This window comes from Microbacterium bovistercoris (assembly GCF_003387575.1).
Classification (GTDB): Bacteria; Actinomycetota; Actinomycetes; order Actinomycetales; family Microbacteriaceae; genus Microbacterium; species Microbacterium bovistercoris.
This window is the reverse complement of the sequence record NZ_QUAB01000039.1, coordinates 175,572-198,836: the sequence shown is the minus strand read 5'-3', so window position 1 is coordinate 198,836 and position 23,265 is coordinate 175,572. Positions and strand designations below refer to the sequence as shown.

24 protein-coding genes and 1 tRNA gene are annotated in these 23,265 nt (G+C 69.5%); 11 read left to right on the top strand and 14 right to left on the bottom strand.

All coding sequences use genetic code 11. The features are described 5' to 3' along the window. The first annotated feature begins 18 nt into the window (after window positions 1-18). Window positions 19-1,662, top strand: coding sequence for a DNA repair helicase XPB (locus tag DY023_RS08555; protein WP_116241904.1), 1,644 nt, complete (start codon window positions 19-21; stop codon window positions 1,660-1,662). Here the strand turns inward: DY023_RS08555 and DY023_RS17985 are convergent, their stop codons facing one another. From DY023_RS17985 to DY023_RS08535, 5 genes are all read right to left on the bottom strand, one after another. Next, window positions 1,663-1,806: a hypothetical protein gene (locus DY023_RS17985; protein WP_181905774.1), complete on the bottom strand. Its 144-nt coding sequence runs from the start codon at window positions 1,804-1,806 to the stop codon at window positions 1,663-1,665. A gap of 10 nt (window positions 1,807-1,816) precedes the next feature. Next, the gene (locus DY023_RS08550; protein WP_116241903.1) at window positions 1,817-2,872 is read right to left on the bottom strand and encodes a CPBP family intramembrane glutamic endopeptidase; all 1,056 of its coding nucleotides are present in this window, start codon (window positions 2,870-2,872) and stop codon (window positions 1,817-1,819) included. A gap of 64 nt (window positions 2,873-2,936) precedes the next feature. Continuing rightward, the gene (locus tag DY023_RS08545) at window positions 2,937-4,235 is read right to left on the bottom strand and encodes a glycosyltransferase (protein WP_116241902.1); all 1,299 of its coding nucleotides are present in this window, start codon (window positions 4,233-4,235) and stop codon (window positions 2,937-2,939) included. A 1-nt stretch (window position 4,236) separates the two neighbouring features. Then, complete coding sequence (locus tag DY023_RS08540; protein WP_116241901.1) at window positions 4,237-4,719, bottom strand: SRPBCC family protein; 483 nt, start codon at window positions 4,717-4,719, stop codon at window positions 4,237-4,239. Beyond that, window positions 4,716-5,630 carry an alpha/beta fold hydrolase gene (locus DY023_RS08535; protein WP_116241900.1) on the bottom strand — a complete coding sequence of 305 codons (915 nt, stop codon included), beginning with the start codon at window positions 5,628-5,630 and terminating at the stop codon, window positions 4,716-4,718. The genes DY023_RS08540 and DY023_RS08535 overlap by 4 nt, the downstream gene beginning before the upstream one ends. A 63-nt stretch (window positions 5,631-5,693) precedes the next feature. Here DY023_RS08535 and DY023_RS08530 point away from each other — a divergent pair, with 63 nt between their 5' ends. The 4 genes from DY023_RS08530 to DY023_RS08515 all read left to right on the top strand — a co-directional run bounded on the left by DY023_RS08530 (window position 5,694) and on the right by DY023_RS08515 (window position 9,146). After that, window positions 5,694-6,230 carry a TetR/AcrR family transcriptional regulator gene (locus DY023_RS08530; protein ID WP_116241899.1) on the top strand — a complete coding sequence of 179 codons (537 nt, stop codon included), beginning with the start codon at window positions 5,694-5,696 and terminating at the stop codon, window positions 6,228-6,230. A 58-nt stretch (window positions 6,231-6,288) separates the two neighbouring features. After that, entirely contained in the window at window positions 6,289-6,981 is a 693-nt protein-coding gene (locus tag DY023_RS08525) for a response regulator transcription factor (protein ID WP_116241898.1), read from the top strand. Window positions 6,982-6,996: 15 nt separating this feature from the next. Next, the gene (locus tag DY023_RS08520; protein WP_116241897.1) at window positions 6,997-8,742 is read left to right on the top strand and encodes a sensor histidine kinase; all 1,746 of its coding nucleotides are present in this window, start codon (window positions 6,997-6,999) and stop codon (window positions 8,740-8,742) included. A gap of 116 nt (window positions 8,743-8,858) precedes the next feature. Then, window positions 8,859-9,146 (top strand): WXG100 family type VII secretion target, encoded by a 288-nt coding sequence (locus tag DY023_RS08515; protein ID WP_116241896.1) that lies wholly within the window; start codon window positions 8,859-8,861, stop codon window positions 9,144-9,146. 76 nt (window positions 9,147-9,222) lie between these two features. Here the strand turns inward: DY023_RS08515 and groL are convergent, their stop codons facing one another. The 3 genes from groL to DY023_RS08500 all read right to left on the bottom strand — a co-directional run bounded on the left by groL (window position 9,223) and on the right by DY023_RS08500 (window position 11,822). Next, window positions 9,223-10,839: a chaperonin GroEL gene (groL, locus tag DY023_RS08510; RefSeq protein WP_116241895.1), complete on the bottom strand. Its 1,617-nt coding sequence runs from the start codon at window positions 10,837-10,839 to the stop codon at window positions 9,223-9,225. Between the two features lie 108 nt (window positions 10,840-10,947). Next, the gene (locus DY023_RS08505; protein ID WP_245958634.1) at window positions 10,948-11,520 is read right to left on the bottom strand and encodes a LytR C-terminal domain-containing protein; all 573 of its coding nucleotides are present in this window, start codon (window positions 11,518-11,520) and stop codon (window positions 10,948-10,950) included. Window positions 11,521-11,564: 44 nt separating this feature from the next. Further along, a complete protein-coding gene (locus DY023_RS08500; RefSeq protein ID WP_116241894.1) occupies window positions 11,565-11,822 on the bottom strand; it encodes a DUF3263 domain-containing protein in 258 nt (85 codons plus the stop codon). 88 nt (window positions 11,823-11,910) lie between these two features. On the opposite strand from DY023_RS08500, the gene msrB reads away from it, so the two are divergent. The 4 genes from msrB (at window position 11,911) to DY023_RS08480 (ending at window position 14,236) form a co-directional block, all read left to right on the top strand. Then, window positions 11,911-12,315, top strand: a complete 405-nt coding sequence (gene msrB / locus DY023_RS08495; RefSeq protein WP_116241893.1) for a peptide-methionine (R)-S-oxide reductase MsrB — start codon at window positions 11,911-11,913, stop codon at window positions 12,313-12,315. Further along, on the top strand, window positions 12,312-12,851 hold the full coding sequence (locus tag DY023_RS08490; RefSeq protein WP_116241892.1) for a nitroreductase family protein: 540 nt from the start codon (window positions 12,312-12,314) through the stop codon (window positions 12,849-12,851). The genes msrB and DY023_RS08490 overlap by 4 nt, the downstream gene beginning before the upstream one ends. 33 nt (window positions 12,852-12,884) lie before the next feature. Further along, entirely contained in the window at window positions 12,885-13,541 is a 657-nt protein-coding gene (locus DY023_RS08485; protein ID WP_116241891.1) for an SOS response-associated peptidase family protein, read from the top strand. A 218-nt stretch (window positions 13,542-13,759) separates the two neighbouring features. Beyond that, a complete protein-coding gene (locus DY023_RS08480; protein WP_116241890.1) occupies window positions 13,760-14,236 on the top strand; it encodes a hypothetical protein in 477 nt (158 codons plus the stop codon). A 57-nt stretch (window positions 14,237-14,293) separates the two neighbouring features. Here DY023_RS08480 and DY023_RS08475 read toward each other — a convergent pair. After that, a tRNA-Thr gene (locus tag DY023_RS08475) sits at window positions 14,294-14,366 on the bottom strand. Between the two features lie 1,259 nt (window positions 14,367-15,625). On the opposite strand from DY023_RS08475, the gene DY023_RS08465 reads away from it, so the two are divergent. Together DY023_RS08465 and DY023_RS08460 are read left to right on the top strand one after the other, a co-directional pair. After that, window positions 15,626-16,732, top strand: coding sequence for an ABC transporter ATP-binding protein (locus DY023_RS08465; RefSeq protein WP_116241889.1), 1,107 nt, complete (start codon window positions 15,626-15,628; stop codon window positions 16,730-16,732). A 91-nt stretch (window positions 16,733-16,823) separates the two neighbouring features. Beyond that, on the top strand, window positions 16,824-18,146 hold the full coding sequence (locus DY023_RS08460; RefSeq protein WP_425453442.1) for a DUF4032 domain-containing protein: 1,323 nt from the start codon (window positions 16,824-16,826) through the stop codon (window positions 18,144-18,146). 3 nt (window positions 18,147-18,149) lie between these two features. Here the strand turns inward: DY023_RS08460 and DY023_RS08455 are convergent, their stop codons facing one another. The 5 genes from DY023_RS08455 to DY023_RS08435 all read right to left on the bottom strand — a co-directional run bounded on the left by DY023_RS08455 (window position 18,150) and on the right by DY023_RS08435 (window position 23,117). Then, entirely contained in the window at window positions 18,150-18,791 is a 642-nt protein-coding gene (locus tag DY023_RS08455) for an NAD(P)-dependent oxidoreductase (RefSeq protein WP_116241888.1), read from the bottom strand. 103 nt (window positions 18,792-18,894) lie between these two features. Further along, on the bottom strand, window positions 18,895-19,890 hold the full coding sequence (rlmB, locus tag DY023_RS08450; RefSeq protein ID WP_116241887.1) for a 23S rRNA (guanosine(2251)-2'-O)-methyltransferase RlmB: 996 nt from the start codon (window positions 19,888-19,890) through the stop codon (window positions 18,895-18,897). Next, complete coding sequence (gene cysS, locus DY023_RS08445; RefSeq protein ID WP_116241886.1) at window positions 19,883-21,295, bottom strand: cysteine--tRNA ligase; 1,413 nt, start codon at window positions 21,293-21,295, stop codon at window positions 19,883-19,885. Before cysS ends, rlmB begins: the two co-directional genes overlap by 8 nt. A gap of 38 nt (window positions 21,296-21,333) precedes the next feature. Then, on the bottom strand, window positions 21,334-22,560 hold the full coding sequence (ispD, locus tag DY023_RS08440; RefSeq protein WP_116241885.1) for a 2-C-methyl-D-erythritol 4-phosphate cytidylyltransferase: 1,227 nt from the start codon (window positions 22,558-22,560) through the stop codon (window positions 21,334-21,336). A 74-nt stretch (window positions 22,561-22,634) separates the two neighbouring features. Then, window positions 22,635-23,117 carry a CarD family transcriptional regulator gene (locus DY023_RS08435; RefSeq protein WP_116241884.1) on the bottom strand — a complete coding sequence of 161 codons (483 nt, stop codon included), beginning with the start codon at window positions 23,115-23,117 and terminating at the stop codon, window positions 22,635-22,637. Window positions 23,118-23,265 lie beyond the last annotated feature (148 nt).

Below are 23,265 nucleotides of genomic sequence, written 5' to 3'. Positions count from 1 at the left end.
CGGGTAGACTGGACAGCTATGTCTGACGGCCCTCTCATCGTCCAAAGCGACCGCACCGTGCTGCTGGAGGTCGCGCACGCAGATGCCGAGGCCGCCCGGCACGAGCTGGCGATCTTCGCAGAGCTGGAGCGCGCGCCCGAGCACATCCACACCTACCGGATCACCCGGCTGGGTCTGTGGAACGCCCGCGCGGCCGGGCACACGGCCGAGGACATGATCGAGACGCTCGACCGCTGGTCGCGCTTCCCCGTTCCGCCGTCCGTGGCGGTGGACCTGCGCGAGACCGTGAACCGGTACGGCCGGCTGGTGATCGAGCGCGATGACGAGGGCGCCCTCATCCTGCGTTCCACCGACCCCGCCGTACTGACGCAGGTCGCGGGCAACAAGCGCATCCAGCCGCTGCTGATCGGCCACCCCGCCCCCGACACCTTCGTCGTGGATGCGTGGGCGCGCGGACAGATCAAGCAGGAGCTGCTGAAGATCGGCTGGCCTGCCGAGGACCTGGCCGGCTACACGCCCGGCACCCCGCACGAGATCGACCTCGACGAGGACGGCTGGACCATGCGTCCGTACCAGCACGAGGCCGTCGACGCCTTCGCGAAGGACGGCTCGGGAGTCGTCGTGCTGCCCTGCGGCGCCGGCAAGACCATCGTCGGCGCGGGCGCGATGGCCGCCACCAAGACCACCACGCTCATCCTCGTGACCAACACGGTCTCGGCCAGGCAGTGGCGCGACGAACTGCTCAAGCGCACCTCGCTCACTCCCGAGGAGATCGGCGAGTACTCCGGCCAGGCCAAGGAGGTCAAGCCGGTCACGATCGCGACCTACCAGATCCTCACGGCGAAGCGGAAGGGCCAGTACGCGCACCTGGCTCTGCTGGATGCGATGGACTGGGGCCTCATCGTCTACGACGAGGTGCATCTGCTGCCCGCTCCGGTGTTCAAGCTCACCGCCGATCTGCAGGCCCGCCGCCGCATCGGCCTGACCGCCACCCTGGTGCGCGAGGACGGCCGGGAGGGCGACGTGTTCAGCCTGATCGGGCCGAAGCGTTTCGACGCGCCGTGGAAGCAGATCGAGGCGCAGGGCTTCATCTCCCCCGCCGCCTGCTACGAGGTGCGCGTCGACCTGCCGCCGGGAGACCGGCTGGAGTACGCGGCGGCCACCGACGACGAGCGCTACCGTCTCGCGGCATCCGCGCCGGCGAAGATCCGTGCGGTCAAGGAACTGATCGCGAAGCACCCCGACGAGCAGGTGCTCGTGATCGGCCAGTACCTCGACCAGCTGGACGTGCTGGCCGACGCCCTGGGCGCGCCGCAGATCACGGGTGCGACTCCGGTGGACGAGCGCGAGGTGCTGTACCAGCAGTTCCGCTCCGGCGAGATCAGGGTGCTCGTGGTCTCGAAGGTCGCGAACTTCTCGGTCGACCTGCCCGAGGCCTCGGTCGCGATCCAGGTGTCCGGGTCGTTCGGCTCCCGCCAGGAGGAGGCGCAGCGCCTCGGCCGGCTGCTGCGTCCGAAGCAGACCGACCACACTGCGAGCTTCTACACGCTGGTGGCGCGCGACACGGTCGACCAGGACTACGCGCAGAACCGTCAGCGCTTCCTCGCCGAGCAGGGCTACAGCTACACGATCATGGACGCCACCGACCTGCAAGCTGCCTGATCACGTCGCGGCCCGGGGCTCCTCACCGGGCTTCAGGCCGCACCGCCAGCAGGGTGCCGCGAGGTCGTCGAGCAGCGCCCCGCACTCCGGGCACACCTGCGCGAGCCAGCAGGCGGAGTCTCCGCCGTGCTCATCGTGGTCCATGATCCGGATGCTACCCCTGCGCGGGTACGGCAGGGGCCGGCCAGCGCAGGGTGCGGGTGCGCGCGATCGGCGTGCGCCGCTGCATCCACTCGATCGTGCCCACCGAGGCCGCGAGTACGAGCACCGAGATGACCAGGTCGAGCGGTCCGCCACCGGACGAATTCGCGTCGGCCAGGCCGAACGACGCCAGCACGAAGATGCTCACATTGTTGACCACGTGCAGGGCGATGCCGGCCTCCAAGCCTCCGGTGCGCCAGGTCAGCCACCCCGCGGCGAGCGCGAAAGCGGCGACGCTGAGCAGCCCCCAGACGTCGTAGAGGTGCCCGAACACGAACAGCGGCAGGGGCAGCACGATCGCGAACGCAGGGTGCTTCAGCCAGGATCCGATGGCCTGCATGAGGAAGCCACGGAAGACGTACTCCTCCGTGGCGGACTGCAGCGGCACGAGCAGGATCACCAGGAGCAGCATCGGCCACGGCTGCGGAGCGGTGCCGGTCACGATGAGGTCTTCGCCCCGCGCCACGGAGATGACCATCGAGATGCCCGTCTGCAGCGCGAAGACTGCCGCGGCGAGCCCGAGGCAGCGCAGCATCCAGCCCCAGCGCAGCCGGCCGGTCACCGAGGAGAGCAGGCCGAGGCCGCGCCCGGCGACCACGCGCGACGCGATCAGAAGGGCCGGCAGCAGCAGGATGATCGACACCATCGAGACGACGAAGGTCACGGGGTCGGTCATGTCCATGCCGCCGCTGTCGACGAGACGGCTGAATGCCTGCATGACCTCGGGCACGAATGCGGCCGCGACCGCGAAGGGGACGACCAGCACGACGACCATGCCGATGTACAGGGCCAGCCCCAGCAGTGCCACCAGCAGCGGGCGCCACCAGCGCGGCCGCCTGCCGCGTGCGAGATCCAGCCGGTGGTACTCGACGTCCACGGCGACCTCCGGGGCGACCGGTGCCCATGCGGGCGTCGGCGCGCCATCCGGCATCCGCGGGGCGGGCGGCGGAGGCGGGGGGAACGGCATGGGGTCGGCAGGGCCGGGAACGGGCTCGTCCGTGGGAAGCATCCTTCGATCATCGCCGATTCTCGCCGCACACGCCGCGCGCCGGTCCGGCTCCTGCCGGACCGAGCTATTCGCCGACCACCGACTCCGGACGATGTCGATGCGTGCGGGCGATCTCGGAGATCATCTCGGCGAGCCCGTCGATGCCGGGTGACGCGGCGATCTCGGTCTGGAGCTCCTCTGCACGGATGCGGAAGGACGGGGTGCTCAGCACGCGATCGACCGCGTCCCCGACCGCTGCCGAGGTCGGACGCTGCACGCCGAGGTTCACGCCCGTCCCCGACCATTCGACTCGCCTGGTGGTCTCGGCCTTGTCCTCGGTGACGCCGGAGACGACGAGTGGCACGCCGTGCGCGAGCGCGTAGTGCAGACCCCCGTAGCCGCCGTTGGAGACGAACACGTCCACCTGCGGCATGAGCAGGTCGTACGGCACGAAATCCGCGACGCGCACGTTGGCCGGCAGCGGGCCGAGCGTCCCCACGTCCGCCCCGCCGGTCGTCGCGACGACGATCAGGTCGCGGTCCGCCAGGGCGCGGACGGTCGGCTCGACGAGCTCGCTGAGCTCGTTCGCCACAGTGCCCTGTGACACCAGCACCACGGTCCTGCCCTCGAGGTCACCCCACCAGGACGGCACCGCCGTCGCGCGGGTCGGCGGCCCGAAGAGCGGTCCGACGAAACGCACCGTGGGAGAGAGATCGCTGCGCGGGTATTCGAAGCCGGGAACGGTCAACTGCGCGTAGAGCGCGGAACGGGTCGCCCAGTCGAAGCAGAAGCCGGTCAGCTCGCCGCCTGCGACCTCGCGGATCGTCTCCACGGCGAGCCGTTGCGGCCGGCGCAGCACGACGTGCTGAGTCAGCCAGTTGAGGGCCCGGTTGCGCAGGCGGGCGACCTCGCCGGTGCGCGGAAGGATGCCCATCCCCCACGGCGCGGTGTCCCGGCTGCTCAGCCCCAGGGGCAGGATCCCGCACACGACGACGGGCGGATGCGGCATCGCGCCCCAGGTGAGGCACGCGGCGCCGACGACGGTGTACTCGGTCACGACGACGTCGGTCTGCTCCGCGTCGATCGCCTCCACCAGCGCCCGGTACTGCCCCGCGGCTGGTGCGATGAACAGCCGCTCCACGTTGGCGGCCATGGCGGCCATCCCACCGGCATCCGCGCGCAGCGCCTGATGGTCGACCTGGCCGTCCGCCGGCCACGGCAGGTACTCGATCCCGGCCGCACGCACGACAGGGGCGAACCTCTCACCTGTGAGGAAGCGCACCCGATGGCCCTGGTCGGCGAGGTGCCGGGCGATCGCAAGGGTGGGAGCCATGTGCCCGTCGGCGACGTGGGCCGCGACGAGCACGGACAGGCGCTCCGTCATCTCAGCTCGCCTGCCGGTGCAGGTGTGCGCCGAGTCTCGCCAGGCCACCCGGCCAGGCGACGTCGCGGAAGAAGTCGCGGAGTTCGGCGGTGGCGATCGGGCTCTGCTCGACGGTCACCAGGGTGCCCTGTCCCGCCGGCTCGAAGGTCACGACGATGCGACTCTCCACGGTCGGCAGCTGCTGCTCGCCGACGAAGGACTCGGCGACCAGGTCGGTGACCAGCCGGTGAGGACGGTCGATCTCGCGATAGGTCTGCCGGTCGTGCACCCGCGTCTGCGGATTGGGATGGAAGCGCGCCTCCCAGACCCCGCCGACGCGCAGGTCGACTGTGCTCTGCACCGCCCCCTCATCAGGGCCGAGCGCGGACAGCCAGATCCGCTGCGCGGCGGGGTCCGTGTAGGCGTCGAAGACGGCCTCGGGCGTCGCCTCGATCTCGACCTGCACCTTCAGGCCGATGGCCTCGGTCGTGCTCGTCTCGTTCATGATGCTGCTCCTGTCTGTGCGGAACGATTCGGCGCGGCAGCGGCGGCGAACCAGTCCAGGGTGTGACGGACTACGGCGTCGGGGGCGTCGTCGGTGATGAAGTGCGAGGCGCCCTCGGCGAACGCGACGGCGAACCGATCCGCGCGGCGCACGTGGTCGCGGCAGATCTGGCGGACCAGCTCCTCGGGGAACTCGTGGTCCTCCCGCCCGAACACGGCGAGCGTCGGCGGCTTCAACTGCACGCGCCTGTACGAACCGGCAGCGAGCTTCATCACCTCGGGGATGACCAGCCCGCGGTACAGGTCACGCACCGCTCGGCTCACCTCCGGCACCCGGTGCGCCCGCAGATATCCGTCGATCTCTTCATCGGTCAGGGGTTCGGCCAGGTACTTCTCCGAGAAGAGATAGTTCAGCGGCTCCCCCTCGTGGTGCATCAGCAGCTTCGGCATGTGCGAGAAGGCCGGCAGCAGCCGAGGAGTGAAGATCATGAAGGCCGGGGGCACGGCGAACTGCACGGCGGCGACGACCCGCTCCGGATGCCGGTACGACAGCTGGTACGCGACGACACAGCCGAAGTCGTGACTGACGACGCGCGCCCGATCGACCCCCATCACATCCATCAACGCCACGAGATCGTCGACGACGGATTCGCGATGGAAACCCGGTTCATCGGCCCTGGTCCAGCCCGCACCGCGGAAATCCGGGCATATCACGCGGTACCCGGCCGCGGCGACCCGCGGTGCGATCGTGCGCCATTGCCACCAGTGCTGCGGGAACCCGTGCAGCATGAGCACCGGCTCCCCTTCCCCGATGGTGGCGACGTGGGTACGCAGACCCGGCGTCTCGACGAGGTGATGTTCGAAACCCGGAGCCTCCGGCAGCGGCGGCTCCCACAGCCTTCTCTCATTCATGAGGCGACTGTACTACTTTCATAGTGCGTTGTCACTAGAAATATAGTTGCGTAGGCTCGAGACGTGAGCAGGACCCGACGACAGGCGCTGGACGCAGCGGTGACGCTGATCGGCACCGAGGGCATTCGCGCGCTCACACACGGGCGCGTGGACGCGGCGGCTTCGCTGCCGCCGGGATCCACGTCGAACCACTTCCGCACCCGGGCGGCTCTCATCGCGGGGGTGATCGAGTGGATGGCGCGCCAGGAGCGCAGCGATGCGGGTACGCCGGAGATCACCAGCCGAGACGACCTCGTCGGCGCGCTCACCCGCATGATCGCCCTGCAGTCGGGCCCGCTGGCCGGACGCACTCGTGCGCGCTATGCCCTGTTCCTCGAGGCGGACGAGGACGCGACGGCGCCGCTGCGCGAGCAGCGCATCGGGATGGAGATGTGGATCCGCAGCATCCTTCTCACGCTCGGCGGTGAGACCGCCGCACGTCGAGCACCCTTCCTGATGGCCGCCGGCGAGGGCCTGCTGCTGCATCGCATCACGGTGGATCCCGAGGCGCCGATCGAGGACGTCATCGCGCGCGCGGTGGACGCGACGCTGACCGGCTAAAGACCGCCGATCCGGAGACAATCAGACACGGCACCGGTCGAGTCACCATAATGGGGGCATGACTGATGCGCGCATCCTGGTCGTCGACGACGAGCCGAACATCCGCGACCTGCTCTCCACGGGTCTCAGCTTCGCCGGATTCCAGGTGAAGACCGTCGCCAACGGGGCGGCCACCATCTCCGCGGTCCTCGAAGAGGAGCCGGACCTCATCATCCTCGACGTGATGCTGCCCGACATGAACGGGTTCAGCGTGACCAAGCGCCTGCGCGGCGCCGGTTTCACCGCACCGATCCTGTTCCTCACGGCGAAGGACGACACCCAGGACAAGATCGAGGGCCTGAACGCCGGCGGCGACGACTACGTCACCAAGCCCTTCGCCCTCGATGAGATCGTCGCCAGGGCGCAGGCCATCCTGCGCCGCACGATGCAGGCCGACGAGGAGTCGGTCATCCGCGCGGGCGAGCTGTCGATGGACCAGGACACGCACGACGTGTTCGTGGGCAAGGAGCCGATCGAGCTCAGCCCGACCGAGTTCAAGCTGCTGAAGTACCTCATGCTCAACCCCAACCGCGTGCTGTCGAAGGCGCAGATCCTCGACCACGTCTGGGAGTACGACTTCAACGGCGATGCCGGCATCGTCGAGAGCTACATCTCGTACCTGCGCCGCAAGATCGACCCGCACACCGAGGAGTCGCTGATCCAGACCAAGCGCGGCTTCGGGTACATGCTCAAGGTCGGCAAGACCGTCTGACGCCCGGAGAAGTTCATGGCGCAAAGGACTGATGCCGTCACCTCGTGGTGGCGGCGCATCAGCCTGCGCGCCAAGGTCACCGGCGTCACCGTCGCCGTGCTGGCCCTCGGGCTCCTCGTGGCCGGTATCGGCACCGTGCCGATCCTGCGCAACGCGATGATCGGCAACATCAACGCGCAATTGCCTGGGCTGGTCTCGACCAGTCAGGCGGACCGGTTCTTCGTCGTCACGATCGAGAACGGCGAGGCGGTGTTCACCCCGCGGGACGGCGCCGTCTCGCGCGCCGACTACTTCGCCGCCTTCTACGACACCGCAGGGCGGAAGGTCGCCGAGGCCGGCGGTCAGCCGGGCGCGGAGCGCCCCGTCTTCCCGGAGACCTACACCCTTGCCGAAGCGCAGTCGAGCGCCGATCAGATCATCCCCCTGCAGGGCGAAGACGGCGGTGCGTTCAGCGCCGCCGCGGCGACCCAGGTGGCGGTCGGGGCCTCGGTCACCTACGTGCAGATCGTCGCGCTGCCGCTGGACGAGGCCGACCGCATCGTCGCGACGTACTTCGGCGTGTACACGACCGTCGCGCTGGTGACCATCCTCATCGCGGCGCTGCTCACCAGAGGACTGGTCACGCTGACGTTCCGGCGGCTCGGGCAGGTGGAGTCCACCGCAATGTCGATCGCCGCCGGCGACCTCAGCCAGCGACTCACCGATCTCGAACCCACCACCGAGGTCGGTCGTCTTAACGCCGCGATCAACACGATGCTCGACCGTGTCGACGGGGCGATCGCGCAACGGGACCGCACCGTGCAGCACATGCGGCGCTTCATCGGCGACGCCAGCCATGAGCTGCGCACTCCGCTGGTGAGCGTCCGCGGCTACGCCGAGTTGTACCGGATGGGCGCCATCCGCGGCGACGAGGACACCGCGCGCGCGATGGAGCGGATCGAGAAGGAGGCCATCCGCATGGGCGCGATGGTCGAGGATCTCCTCGCGCTCGCGCGGCTGGACGAAGACGCCGGCCGCTCCCTCGAGATCGTGCCGCTCGACCTGCGGCCGATCGCCCGCGATGCAGCCCTCGACATGCGGGTCACCGCCCCCGCACGCACCGTGACCGTCGTCGACACCACGCTGGAGCAGGCGGTCGAGCCCGTCCTGCCGCCTCCGACGCCGGCGACGCCGGCGGCGGAGGCACAGAAGCCGTCGAAGACGAAGGATGCCACGACCCGCGCGCCAGGCGCACGCGGTCTGACCGGGGCTGCTCTCGCCCGGCTGCGCCGCCGTCCTCGCACCGAGGTCGTGCCGCAGATCGACTTCCACGAGACGCTCGACATCCCGGTGCGCACACCGCCCATCGTGCTCGGCGACGAGAACAAGGTGCGGCAGGTGGTGACCAACCTGCTCGGCAACGCGCGGCGCTTCTCGCCGGAGGACAGCCCGATCGAGATCATCGTCGGCGTCGACCGGCTGCGCGGCATCGGCACCATCGCGATCGCCGACCACGGCGAGGGTGTTCCGCAGCAGATCAGGGAGCAGATCTTCCAGCGGTTCTGGCGCGCCGACACCTCCCGCGCTCGCGAGACCGGCGGCTCCGGTCTGGGCCTCGCGATCGTCTCGTCGATCGTCGAAGCGCTGAACGGATCCGTACGCGTCGAGGAGACCGCCGGCGGCGGTGCGACGTTCATCGTCTCGCTCCCCCTGGCGCCGGCGAGCGCGACGCCGGAGCATCTGCTCGAGGAGACGCAGCCGATCGCGCCGCCCGATCTCTGACGGCGACTCGTCCTCCACAATCGGCATCTCGCGGGAGATGTCCCGGATGCCGCGAATCCCGCGTCTCCGGCGTCGCGCGGCGCTCTAGCGTCGGAAGCCCAACGAGAGGAGACCCCATGTCCGTCTTCACCGTCGACACCGACGCCGTCCACGCCGCGCACGGCGCGACCCGGGCCACGATCGAGCGGCTGCAGTCCGAATCGGCCGCGCTGATGGCGCAGCTGAACCAGCTGCAGTCCTCGTGGACGGGCAGCGCCTCGGCCGCGTTCCAGCAGTGCAGCGAGCAGTGGCGCGGCGCGCAGCTGCATGTCGAGCAGGTGCTGGCATCGATCGGGACGGCCCTGGGCTCTGCGGCGACGCAGTACGCCGACGCCGACCAGTACTCCGCGAACCTGTTCCGCTGACCCCCGCCCTCCCCCTCGCGGAACGCAGAACGCCCCCGGCCGAAGCCGGGGGCGTTCTGTGTGCGAGGGGTATGGATCAGAAGTCCATGCCGCCCGACGGGTCTGCCGGCATGGCCGGAGCCTTCTCGGGCTTGTCGGCCACGACCGCCTCGGTGGTGAGGAACAGGCCGGCGATCGACGCGGCGTTCTGCAGCGCCGAGCGGGTGACCTTGGCCGGGTCGATGATGCCCTGTGCGAACATGTCGCCGTACTCACCGGTCGCGGCGTTCAGGCCCTGGCCCGCGGGGAGCTCGGAGACCTTGTGCGCGACGACGCCGGCCTCGAGGCCCGCGTTGATGGCAATCTGCTTCAGCGGAGCCTCGATCGCGACGCGGACGATGCTCGCACCGGTCGCCTCGTCACCGACGAGCTCGAGGCCGTCGAGCACCTTGGCCGACTGCAGCAGCGCGACGCCACCACCGGGGACGATGCCCTCCTCGACGGCTGCCTTCGCGTTGCGGACGGCGTCCTCGATGCGGTGCTTGCGCTCCTTGAGCTCGACCTCGGTGGCCGCGCCCGCCTTGATGACGGCCACGCCGCCGGCGAGCTTGGCGAGGCGCTCCTGCAGCTTCTCGCGGTCGTAGTCGCTGTCGGTGTTCTCGATCTCGCGGCGGATCTGGGTCACGCGACCCTCGATCTGCTCCTGCTCACCGGCACCCTCGACGATCGTGGTCTCGTCCTTGGTGACGATGACCTTGCGTGCACGGCCGAGCAGGTCGAGGGTGGTGTTCTCGAGCTTGAGACCGACCTCCTCGGTGATGACCTGGCCGCCGGTCAGGATCGCGATGTCCTGCAGCTGCGCCTTGCGACGGTCGCCGAAGCCCGGGGCCTTGACGGCGACGGACTTGAAGATACCGCGGATCTTGTTCAGCACCAGGGTCGCGAGAGCTTCGCCCTCGACGTCCTCGGCGATGATGACGAGCTCCTTGCCGTCCTGGATCACCTTGTCGACGACGGGCAGAAGGTCCTTGATGTTGCCGATCTTCTGGTTCGCGATGAGGATGTACGGGTCCTCGAAGACGGCCTCCTGGCGCTCCGGGTCCGTGACGAAGTACGGGTTCAGGTAACCCTTGTCGAAGCGCATGCCCTCGGTGAGCTCGAGCTCGGTGCCGAAGGTCTGCGATTCCTCGACGGTGACGACGCCCTCCTTGCCCACCTTGTCGATGGCCTCGGCGATCAGCGCGCCGATCTCGGGGTCGGCGGCGGAGATCGACGCGGTGGCGGCGATCTGGTCCTTCGACTCGACCTCCTTGGCGGTGGCGAGCAGGTCGGCGGTGATCGCCGCGACGGCCTTCTCGATGCCCTTCTTCAGGCTGATCGGGTCCGCACCGGCCGCGACGTTGCGCAGGCCCTCGCGGACCAGCGCCTGGGCGAGGACCGTGGCGGTGGTGGTGCCGTCACCGGCGACGTCGTCGGTCTTCTTGGCGACCTCCTTGACGAGTTCCGCACCGATCTTCTCGTACGGGTCGTCGAGCTCGATCTCCTTGGCGATCGAGACGCCGTCGTTCGTGATCGTGGGGGCGCCCCACTTCTTCTCGAGCACGACGTTGCGGCCGCGCGGGCCGAGGGTCACCTTGACGGCGTCGGCCAGGGTGTTCAGGCCGCGCTCGAGACCGCGACGGGCCTCCTCATCGAAAGCGATGATCTTTGCCATGAGTAGTGTCGTCCCTCCTGGACGTAGACGTTGGGGTTAGCACTCACAACGATCGAGTGCTAACGCCATTCTGGCACTCGACCATGGAGAGTGCAAGCCACGACGGCGCTACTCGGCTGGGGTCTCCGGCGCCGACGCGCTGCGGTCCGTGCCGATCACCACGGCGAGCTGCTTGCCGCCGGATTCGTTGTAGTCCTTGTACACGTCGCTCTGCTGCACTTCCGCGCCGCCGATGGCACCGGCGAGTCCGATCGCCGCGGCCTCGTCAGCCGCATCGACGTAGTACACGGTCGTCGTCGGGAAGTCGGTGCTGGAGGCGTCGCTGCTGGTGATCTGGTCACCACTCCAGCCGGCCTTGATCAGCTGGTCGCGCATCGAGTCCTCCAGACTGTCGTCCGGAGTGGCGTTGAGGATCAGCACGGCGTAGGACGTGTCCACCACGCCCGTCTCCTCCGGCGCGACGGTCGCAGCTGCGGTGGGCGGGGCATCTCCGCCGAACGAGATGCGCCCCATGGCCAGCAGAGACCCGAAGATGCCGACGACCACGAGAACGAGCACTGCCGCTGCCGACCACAGCAGCACGACCCATCCGTTCATGCCCGGAACCTCGGCGCGGTGCGCTCCGACGCGCCCGGTCGAGTGCGGGACGTCGTCGAATCGATCATGGTTGGGCTTGGACACCCCTCGATGCTAGGGCATGTCCTCTGTGAATCCCCGTCGCCCCGTCAGCCGACGAAGCCCCTCATCCGCGCGACGCGGCGCTCGCTGCGGGCGTCGCGGATCCGACGCAGCCGGCGCACGAGCAGAGGGTCGAACTCCAGAGCCTGCTCCGTCTCGATGAGGCGGCCGAGCAGCTGGTAGTAGCGGGCGGGACTCATGCCCAACTGCGCCCGGATCTTCTCCTCCTTGGCGCCGCCGTGCCGCGGCCAGGCGGCCTCGAGGGCGAGGATCGCGCGATCGCGATCGGTGAGGTCTCCGAGCATGGCCCCAGGCTACGCGGCATCCGGCGCAGCATCCGCGCGCCACTCCCGCCATCGCGCCATTCCCCGCGGAGCGAGGGACAATAGACCCATGGGTTACGACGTGGACAAGACGGAAGCCGAATGGCGCGAACAGCTCGGCGAAGCCGAGTACGCGGTGCTGCGCGAGGCGGCGACCGAGCGCCCCTGGACGGGCGAGCTGCTCGACGAGAAGCGCGACGGGCTGTACCGGTGCGGCGCCTGCGGCGCCGAACTGTTCCGGAGCGGCACGAAGTTCGACAGCGGATGCGGCTGGCCGAGCTTCTACGAGTCGGTCCGGCCGGAGGCCGTGACGCTGATCGAGGACCGCACGCTGGGCATGGTGCGCACCGAGGTGCGGTGCGCCGCATGCGGCTCGCACCTGGGGCATGTCTTCCCCGACGGCTTCGGCACCCCGACCGGCGACCGCTATTGCATGAATTCGCTGGCGCTCACGTTCAGCCCGACTGAATCGTGAGCGCTCTCGACGCCGCGCGCTCCCGGCGGTCCTGGTCTAAGGTGAGCGACGTCGCACCCACGCACGAGCAATTGCTACCGCTCGTCACCGCGGCGGGCCGGGTGGCCGACCACTCCTCTCTGCACCCGTGGCGGCTGATCGAGCTGCGCGGCGAGGATCGCGAACGGCTGGGCGCCGCGATCGCCAAGGCGCAGGGCGACGACAAACCGTCGTCGAAGCCACTGCGCGCCCCGCTGCTGATCGCCGTCGTCGTCAGCCCGCGCAAGAGCGAGAAGGTGCCGTACTGGGAGCAGGAGGCCGTGGCATCCGGCGTGGCGCACATGCTGAGTCTGCTGCTGGACGAGGCCGGCTGGGGCGTCATCTGGCGCACCGGCCACTACACCCGTTCCAAGGCCGTCGCGAAGGCGCACGGCCTGAAGAAGAAGGAGCAGCTGCTGGGTTGGCTGTACGTCGGCGGCAAGCCCGCGGGCAAGGACGGCGGACGCCGGAAGTCGATCGACGCTGAGAAGGTGCTCGGACAGATGCCGCGGCGCTGACGCGCTGTCGGTGGCCGGGGCTACGCTGGCCGCATGTGCGCCAGTTATGGTCTCGATCCCCGGTTCACCGACGCCGAGCAGCTCGCTGCGGCGGATGCCGCGATGCTGGAGGGCCTGCGCCACTGGGCCGAGCAGAACGCCGGTGAGACGCTGCGCCCCACCGGACGGAATCTGCGCAACCTCAATCCTGTCGTCATGCCGGGCGACGACGCGGCGGTGCTCGAGCAGGCCTGGTGGGGCTTCCTCGTGAACGGCGCGCCGGCACGGTTCCCCTCGATCAACACGCGCTCCGAGCGGCTGCAGGAGAAGCCCGGGTCGCTGCGCGGCCGGGCGATCGTGCCGAGCACCGGCTGGTTCGAGATGCAGAAGCCGCAGCGCGCGTGGCACGAGTTCGGACTGGGGCGTGGCGTCCTGTTCGGAATGGCGGCGGTCACGCAGCGCGGGAAGGACCCCGACGGCGAGTGGCGCACCTGCTACTCGATCGTCATGCGCCCCGCTCCCCCGCAGGTCGCGCACATCCACGACCGGGTGCCGCTGCTGCTGCCGGCATCGTTCCAGGGCGACTGGCTCACGGCCGACGGCTCCCGCGAACTCATCGACGAGGCACTGATCGCCGCAGCATCCCTCGACGAGCGCATCGCCGCCGTCGAACGGGCCGACGACAAGGGCATGGACGAGATGCTGTTCTGAGCGGTTCCTCCGCTTTCCTTGCTCTCCTCTCGTCGACGCTGACACACTGGCGCTGTCCGCCGTCAACGAAGACAAAGGAACGATGAGATGGCTGAACAGTCCCCCCGATTCACCCTCACTCGCCGGCACCTGCCTACTGGACCCGGGTCCAGCCGCACGTCGGCCTCGACATCCACCACCAGGGCCTGAAGTACGACGCGTCCGACGAGCCGATCACCATGTCGCTGGGTATCTCGCTGGCGCCGAGCGGACCCACGCTGCCGGGAATCCGCGGTGGCGAGTACGACATCAAGGCCCGCCAGTTGCAGGGTCACGTGTACTCCGAGCTCAAGAAGTACGGGTACGTCAACATCGATCGTTACAGCGTCGGCGGTCCGCGCGAGATCGACATCAAGGGCGGTGTCACCTCGGCGGCGATGCTCGGCCTGAACCACAACGGTCTCAACCCGACCGGACACAGTCACCCGATGGTCTTCTTCGAGACCTACGGCGGCTCGATCGGGCAGAAGAGCCGCGGCAAGGCCGTGAAGCAGAACGTGCTCGGCGTCGAGTCACTGCTCGGCGGGCTCGTGGAGGGCGAGGTCTGGAACACCGACCCGATGATCTGGCACAGCATCCCGCACGAGGCGTACATCGGCTATCTCACCGACACCGGCCCCCTGGACGGCTGGCCGGCGCAGGGCCCCGTGGTCTGACGCGCCCCGCAGACGAAGAAGAGCTCCCCTCACGGGGAGCTCTTCTTCGTCTTGCCGAGCCTCCTGCCGGACTCGAACCGGCCACCTGCGGTTTACAAGGCCGCTGCTCTACCAGATGAGCTAAGGAGGCGAACGGTCACCAGCTTAGCGGCGACCGCCGGCCTCACTTCGCCGGGGTCGTGGCAGTGGGCGTGGGAGTCGGGGTCGGCTCGCCGTAGTAGGCGTCGCTGGCGACGGTCATCACGAACTGGGAGAACTCGGCCGGGTCGTCCATCGCGCCGACATAGGCTTCACCGTTCACGACGATCATCGGCGCGGCGTTCAGCTTGAGCTTCTTCGAGCCGGGCAGCGGCCCCTCGAGCGCACGCGTCGTGGCGTCCTTCGCCCAGGTCAGGTAGTCGCCGCCCTCGATGCAGGAGCGAACCTGCTCGGCGTTGTCGATGCCGACCGCGCCGGCGAGGTCGGCCAGTTCGACATCCGTGCGGCCGTCGCTGTCGACCTTCGGCTGATCGATCAGCAGCTCGTGGTTGTACGCGTAGAAGAAGTCCGGAGCATAGCTGGCGATGCAGGCGGATGCGGCGGCCGCGCGCAGCGAGTACTTCGTNATGCGGCGGCCGCGCGCAGCGAGTACTTCGTGCCGTTGGAGCTCGCCGTCAGCAGCGAGACGGGGTGGTAGGTGACGTTGACCGCGCCCTCGGTGATCCATCCGGTGAGCTGACGGGCGTTCGCACGCCCGAACTCACCCGCGTCGGGCGAGAGGTAGTCGACGTAGATGTGCACGTCCACGGCGCCCTCGACGGGAGTCGGCTCGGGCGTGGGGGTGGCCGAGGCCGTTGCGCCCGCACCGCTCGGATCCGGCGTGGGCGTGCCCTCCGGTGCGGTCTGAGGCGCGCTCACGGCGACCTCGCGCACGGTCACGCCGTCGTCGGCCATGCCGGCCGGGCTCAGCGTGGGCTTGGACACCGAGGAGGTGACCGCCCAGGTCACGGCCGTGCTCACCGCGCCGACGGCGACGACAGCGACGAGACCGATGATGATCCGTCGCATCGCGCGCGCCCGGCGCTGACGGGAATGCACCTGCTGTGCCTTCTCCCGCACCGCCTCGCGTGATGAGGTCGTGGTGGGGACGTTCGGCGTTTCGTCGCTCGACATCGTTCCTCTTGAAAGTCCGGTTGGGGACGGGTCTCCCCCTGATGGCCGCCCGAAGCGGCCGGCGGCCGCCTGAAGCGGCACCGGGTTCGATGTTATCCAGACCTCCTGGGAAGTTACCCAGATGGCGCAGGTGCATGCCATACTGAACCTGGCCCGAAGGCGGGCCACGGCGGGCAACCCCGCCGCTTCCATCACAACGGATCGTCCGGCACGTACCTGCCGGTGAAGGAGAAACCAATGGCAACCGTGACCTTTGACGACGCCACCCGCCTCTACCCTGGAGGCACGCGCCCCGCGGTCGACAAGCTGAACATCGACATCGCCGATGGCGAGTTCCTCGTTCTCGTCGGCCCCTCCGGTTGCGGAAAGTCCACCTCGCTGCGCATGCTCGCCGGCCTCGAAGAGGTCAACGCCGGCCGCATCCTGATCGGCGACCGCGACGTCACCGACGTGCCGCCGAAGGACCGCGACATCGCGATGGTGTTCCAGAACTACGCGCTGTACCCGCACATGACCGTCGCCGAGAACATGGGCTTCGCCCTGAAGATCGCCGGCGTCGGCAAGGAGGAGCGCGCAGCTCGCGTCCTTGAGGCAGCCAAGCTCCTCGACCTCGAGGAGTACCTGACCCGCAAGCCGAAGGCGCTCTCGGGCGGTCAGCGTCAGCGCGTCGCCATGGGCCGCGCGATCGTGCGCCAGCCGCAGGTGTTCCTCATGGACGAGCCGCTGTCGAACCTCGACGCCAAGCTGCGTGTGCAGACCCGCACCCAGATCGCGTCGCTGCAGCGCCGCCTCGGCGTCACCACGGTCTACGTCACCCACGACCAGACCGAGGCTCTGACCATGGGTGACCGCATCGCGGTCCTCAAGGACGGTCTCCTGCAGCAGGTCGGCACCCCGCGCGACCTGTACGAGAGCCCGAACAACGTCTTCGTCGCGGGCTTCATCGGCTCGCCGGCGATGAACCTGTTCACCTCCAGCCTGGCCGAGGGCGGCGTGCAGTTCGGCTCCGAGGTCGTTCCGCTCGACCGCGACACCGTGGGCCGTGCGCACGGCAGCGAGGTCACGGTGGGCGTGCGACCGGAGGACATCACCGTCGGCCCCGCTGATGGCAAGGGTCTCTCCGTCACGGTGGACCTGGTCGAGGAACTGGGTGCCGACGGATACCTGTACGGGCACACCGACGTCAACGGCAAGCGCACCGACATCGTCGCGCGCGTCGACGGCCGCAACCACCCGAACGCGGGAGAGACCGTCACGCTGGCCGCCAACCCCGGCCACGTGCACGCCTTCGACCTCGAGACGGGCGAGCGCCTGAACGACAAGCCGATCGTCTCCGCTTCCTGATCACCCTCACGCACGCGGCGCGGTCGACCACAGGGTCGCCCGCGCCGCGTCGTTTTCGTCGCTGTCCCCCGCCTGCATCCGAGGAGCGCGCATGGCCGACACCACACGCCTGTCCAGCACGCTGCGCATCACCGCCAGCACGGTCGACCCCGGGCTGCTGTCGCTTCCATGGTCGACGCCGCTGGGAAAGTGGCCGAGCGAGCACATCGTGTCGCTGCCGAAGGGCCTGTCCCGGCATCTGGTCCGCTTCGCGGACCTGTCGGGCCGGGTCGTCGCGGTCAAGGAGACCACGGCCGAGATGGCTCAGCGCGAGTACGACATGCTCGGCAGCCTGGCACGGCTGGACGTGCCCTGCGTGAGCCGGGTCGCGGTGATCGCGGGCCGGCAGGATGCGGACGGCGACCCTCTCCCCGCCGCGCTGGTGACCTCGCACCTGAAGTTCTCGATGCCGTACCGCGCGCTGTTCACCCGTGTGCTGCGTCCCGACACCGCCACCCGCCTCGTCGACGCCCTCGCCCTGCTCCTGGTGCGGCTGCACAACGTCGGCTTCTACTGGGGCGACGTGTCGCTGTCGAACACGCTGTTCCGGAGGGACGCCGGCGCCTTCGCCGCCTACCTGGTGGATGCGGAGACGGGCGAACTGCATGAGGAGGGGCTGACCGACGGCCAGCGCTCCTACGACCTCGACATCGCGCGCACGAACATCGCCGGGGAGATCCTCGACCTCGCTGCCGGAGGGCGACTGGAGAACGGTGTCGATGCGGTGGCCATCGCCGACGGCATCGTCTCGTCGTACCGCGCCCTGTGGGCGGCGCTGACCGCCGAGGAGTCGTTCTCCGCGAACGAGACCTGGCGCATCACGGAGCGGGTCGAACAGCTGAACGCCCTCGGCTTCGACATCGACGAGATGTCGATGAAGACCACCGCCGACGGCGCAGTCGTGCACATCCAGCCGAAGGTCGTGGACGCCGGGCACCATCAGCGCCGACTCATCCGCCTGACGGGCCTCGATGTCGAGGAGAACCAGGCCCGTCGGCTGCTGAACGATCTGGACGAGTTCCGGGCCCGTTCCACCAAGCAGTGGGTGGATGAGGAGATGTACGCGCACGAGTGGCTCACCCGCGTGTTCGAGCCGGTCGTCCGCGCCATCCCCTACGACCTGCGTGCGAAGCTCGAGCCCGCCGAGGTGTTCCACCAGGTGCTCGAGCACCGCTGGTATCTGTCCCAGGCGCAGGGTCGCTCGGTGCCGATCGCCGAGGTGCTGACGAGCTACATCAACGACGTCCTCCGGCACCGGCGCGACGAGGCGACGATCATGGGGCCGCCGACGGAGACCATGAGCGTTCCGGTCGTCACCGGTGCCGTGGACGTGTCCGACGACACCGGTGAGGTGGACTGGCGGGACCTGGTCTGAGGCCTAGTACCCGACGGTGAAGCGCTCGCGACGGTGCTTCGGCGTCTCGATCTCATCGACGATCGCCACCGCGAAGTCGGCGCCGGAGATCGTGGAGCTGCCGTCCTCGGCGCGCACGAGCACGTCGCCGCCGTCACGGTAGCTGCCGGTGCGCTCGCCCTCCGCCCACGGGCCGAACACCTCTGCCGGGTGCACGAAGAACCAGTCCAGCCCGGCGTCGGAGTCCTGCAGCAGAGCGAGGGAGTCGATGCCGACCTGCGCTTCGTGCTTGTACTCCTCGGGGAAGCCCTGATCGAACAGACGAGGGCCGCCGGGAGCGATCAGGCTTCCGCCGGCACCGCCGACGACGCCGAGACGGGTCGATGTGCCGGTCAGCTTCGCAGCGAGTGCGCCGAGGGCACCCAGGGCGCTGTCGGTCATGTCGCCGCGCGGTGAGATCGCCGAGACCACGGCATCCGCTCCGTCGAAGACGTCGCCGAGGCCGTCCAGGTCGAGCGCTGAGCCCTGCACGTAGGCCGCACCCTCGACAGGCGCTTCCGGCGTGCTGCGGGCGATGGCGACCACGTCATGCCCTCGGCTCACCGCCTCGCGGACGATGTGCGCTCCGGCGTACCCGGTTCCTCCGACGACGATGATGCGGGCCATGCGATTCCTCTTTCTCAGACGGACGCGCCGCGATCGCGGCACACAGTCGGCAACGGAGTGCCGACCCGCATCATTCCCTGCCTGCGGAACCGTGCGCTCTCAGTCAAGCCCCACGCAGCGTCGCGACCTGGTAGAGCGCGACGGATGCGGCGATGCCGGCGTTCAGCGACTCGGTGGCGGCCGAGATCGGGATCGAGACGATCTGGTCGCAGGTCTCGGTGACCAGACGCGACAGCCCCTTGCCCTCGGAGCCGACGACGATCACGACCGGGCGGTCGGCGAGTTCGAGCGCCGGCAGCGCCACGTCTCCCCCGCCGTCCAGGCCCAGCACGAACACGCCCTGCTTCTTGAACTCCTTGAGCAGCGTGGTGAGGTTCGACGCCAGGGCGACGGGCAGCCGCGCCGCGGCTCCGGCGCTGGTCTTCCACGCTGCCGAGTTCACGCTCGCCGAGCGGCGCTGCGGCAGGATGATGCCGTGCCCGCCGAAGGCGGCGGTGGAGCGGATGATCGCGCCGAGGTTGCGCGGGTCGGTGATGCCGTCGAGCGCGACGAAGAGCGGGGTCTCACCGCGATCGATCACCTGCTCGAGCAGATCCTGCGGGTGCGCGTACTCGTACGGCGGCACCTTCAGTGCGACGCCCTGGTGGACGCCGTCGAAGCCGGCCATGCGGTCGAGCTCCTGGCGGGTGACCTCGAGCACGGGGATCTCGCGGTGCCGCGCGATCGCCAGCATCTCCTTGACGCGGTCGTCCATCTCGACGCGCTGTGCGATGTAGAGCGTGGTCGCGGGGATCTTGGTGCGCAGCGCCTCGAGCACCGAGTTGCGCCCGGTGACGGTCTCGGTGTCGTCAGTGGACTTGGCCCGCGCCTGCCGGTTCATGTCGCGGCCCTGCGGCTTCTGCCCAGGGCGCCCCTTGCCGCCGGCGGCGGCGTAGCGCTCGGCAGCGGCCTTGCGCTTGCCGGCGACGTGCCAGGCGCGATCCTCGGCCTTCGGGGTCGGCCCACGCCCCTCGAGCGCCTTGCGGCTGTGTCCGCCGGTGCCCTTCGAGGCGCCCTTCTTCTTGCTGTTGCCCGCTCCAGGGCGACTCGGCTTAGCCATCGATGCTCCAATGTGTTCCGTCCGGAGTGTCCTCCAGAGTGATGCCTGCGGCGGCGATCGCATCGCGGATGCGATCCGCCGAGGCCCAGTCCTTGCCAGCGCGCGCCGCGGCGCGCTGCACGATCATGGTCTGCACGAGGGCGTCCAGTGCGGACGCCTCGGCGCCGGCGCCTCCGGTCTGCCACTCGGGCGAGAGGGGGTTGACGCCCAGCACATGGGTCATCGCCGTCACGGACTCGAGCGTTGAGCGCACGGAGTCGGTGTCGCCGCGGTCCAGCGCCGCGTTGCCCGCACGAACCGTCTCGTGCAGCACGGCCAGTGCCTGCGGCACCCCGAGGTCATCGTCGAGTGCTGCGCGGAACCCCTCGGGAAGGGACCCCATCGCCATCCATCCGATTCCTCCGTCCTGCGAGCGCACCGCACGCTCGAGGAACGTCCGGATGCGCCCGAGTGCGGCCTCCGCCTCGGTCCAGGACGACTCGCTGAGGTCGAGACTCGACCGGTAGTGCGCCGCCGCCAGTGCATACCGCACGGCAAGCGGATCGTGCTGCGCGAGCACGTCGGCGGCGAGCGTGAAATTGCCGAGCGACTTCGACATCTTCTGCCCGCCGACCGTCACCAGGCCGTTGTGCACCCAGTACTGCGCGAAGCCGTCGCCGGCCGCGGTGGACTGGGCGAGCTCGTTCTCGTGGTGCGGGAAGCGCAGGTCGAGCCCGCCGCCGTGGATGTCGAACTCCGCGCCGAGGTAGCGCCGCGCCATGGCGGAGCACTCGATGTGCCACCCGGGACGACCCGGTCCCCAGGGAGAGTCCCACGTGGCATCCGCCGGCTCACCCGGCTTGGCGCCCTTCCACAGGGCGAAGTCCTGCGGCGCGCGCTTGCCGCGCGGATCGGCGTCCTCCGCCGCCTCCATCGCGTCGACCGACTGGTGGGTCAGATCGCCGTATGCGGGCCAGGAGTGCACGTCGAAGTAGACGTCGCCCGAGCCGTCCGGCGCCGGGTAGGCGTGCCCGTTCTCGATGAGCCGTTCGATGAGCTCGTGCATCTGCGGGATGAAGCCGGTCGCGCGGGGCTCGTAGGTCGGCGGGAGGATGCGCACCGCGTCATACGCAGCGGTGAACTCCTTCTCCGTGCGGTAGGCGAGCGCCCACCACGGCTCGGCTTCCGTGCCGTTCACCAGGATCTTGTCGTCGATGTCGGTGACGTTGCGCACGAGGGTGACCCGGCCGTACCGGAGGCCGAGCCAGCGGCGCAGGATGTCGAAGCTGAGCGCCCCGCGGACGTGCCCGATGTGGGGTCCGGACTGCACGGTCGGCCCGCAGACGTACATCGTCACGTTCTCGGGGTCGAGAGGGACGAAGTCGCGCAGCTGCTGGGCGCGGGTGTCGTACAGGCGGAGAGTCACCGCACAAGACTACCGGGCGGTGCCTGATCGATCCCCCTTCATTCCGCGGAACGCGCCACCACCAGCGCGACCGCCGTCACCGAGATCCCCTCACCCCGGCCGGGGAAACCGAGCCCGTCGGTGGTCGTGGCCGCCACGGCCACCGGCGCACCGCCGAGCGCGGCGGACAGCGCCTGCTCGGCCTCCGCGCGGCGCGCGCTGAACCGGGGCCGGCCTGCTTGGAACTGCACAGAGACGTTTCCGATCGCGAAGCCCGCCTCGCCGAGCAGTTCGCGGGTGCGTGCCAGGAAGACGTCGGCGTGGGCGCCGGCGTACTCCGGATGCGCGGTGCCGAAGTGCTCGCCGATGTCGCCGAGCCCGGCCGCGGCGAGCAGCGCGTCGACGATCGCGTGCGCGACGGCGTCGCCGTCGGAGTGCCCGGAGAGCGGCTGCTCGCCCGGCCATTCGAGACCTGCGAGCCAGAGGTTCCCCTCGCCGCCGAAGGCGTGCACGTCCGTGCCGATTCCGACGCGAGGCAGCGCGAGAGAGGACCGCGCAGCGACCGGCGGTGCTGCAGGCGATCCCGCCAGAAGATGCCTTGCGCGCTCGAGATCCGCAGGCACCGTGATCTTGAACGCCCGCTCCGAGCCGGCGATGTGCTGGACCCGGTGCCCTGCTGCGGCGAACAACGCCGCGTCGTCGGTGTACTCGGCGCCCGAGGCGAGTGCCACGGCGTACGCCGCCTCGAGGGGCTCGCGCCGGAAACCCTGCGGCGTCTGCGCGGCGACGAGGGTGCTGCGGTCGACGGCGGCGACGACGTCCGCGGCCTCGACCCGTTTCAGCGTGTCGACGACCGGGAGCACCGGAATGACGCCGGCATCCGGTCCGCCGTCCTTCACCGCCTGCGCGACCGCATCGACCAGCGCCGGCGGCGTGAGCGCCCTGGCCGCGTCGTGCACGAGCACCGTGCTGACGTCGCCCCAGAGCGCCGCGAGTCCCGCGGCCACCGAGCGCTGCCGGGTGTCTCCGCCGGCGACGACGCGGCCGAGGTCGGCGCGGTCCCCCGCCGCCTGCCGCAGCTCGGCCTCAGCGACCCCCTCGAGTCCGGGGGGCGCGACGACGACGACCTGCATCGGCGCTGCGGCGAACACGCCGTCCAGCGCGTGCCGGAGGATCGTCCGGTCGTCGATGCCGACCAGGGCCTTGGGGGCGTCCGCGCCGAGGCGGGTGCCGGACCCTGCCGCGACGACGATGATCGCGGTGTCCGGGACGGGGAGCACAGTCACGCTCTCAGGGTATCGCCGCCCCGGACACGACGAAGGGCCGGATGCTGCAGCATCCGGCCCCTCGTCGAAACCCGTCAGGAGGCGAGCACCTCGTCGAGCAGCTCGCCGGCCTTGTCCTCGTCGATCTTCTCGGCGAGCGCCAGCTCGGAGATGAGGATCTGCCGGGCCTTCGCCAGCATCCGCTTCTCGCCGGCCGAGAGGCCGCGGTCCTGGTCACGGCGCCACAGGTCGCGGACGACCTCGCTGACCTTGATGACGTCGCCGGAGGCGAGCTTCTCAAGGTTGGCCTTGTAGCGGCGGGACCAGTTGGTCGGCTCCTCGGTGAACGGCGCGCGCAGCACCTCGAACACGTGGTCGAGGCCCTCCTTGCCGATCACATCGCGCACGCCGACCAGATCGACGTTCTCAGCCGGAACCTCGATGATGAGATCGCCCTGGGTGACGTTGAGCTTCAGATACTTCTTCGTCTCACCCTTGATCACACGGTCCTTGACCTCGATGATCGTCGCGGCCCCGTGGTGCGGGTAGACGACAGTTTCGCCAACCTCAAAAAGCATAAAAACGTGTCCTTTCGGCAACCTCCAGGATACCACAACGGGCATGCACTAAGGTTCGCCGCCGCAGCGCTCACGGCGCCGCACCCACGAGGGACCACGCTCACCCACTAGACTTGTGGCGGCCCATCGTTCGCACCTCTGGAGGATC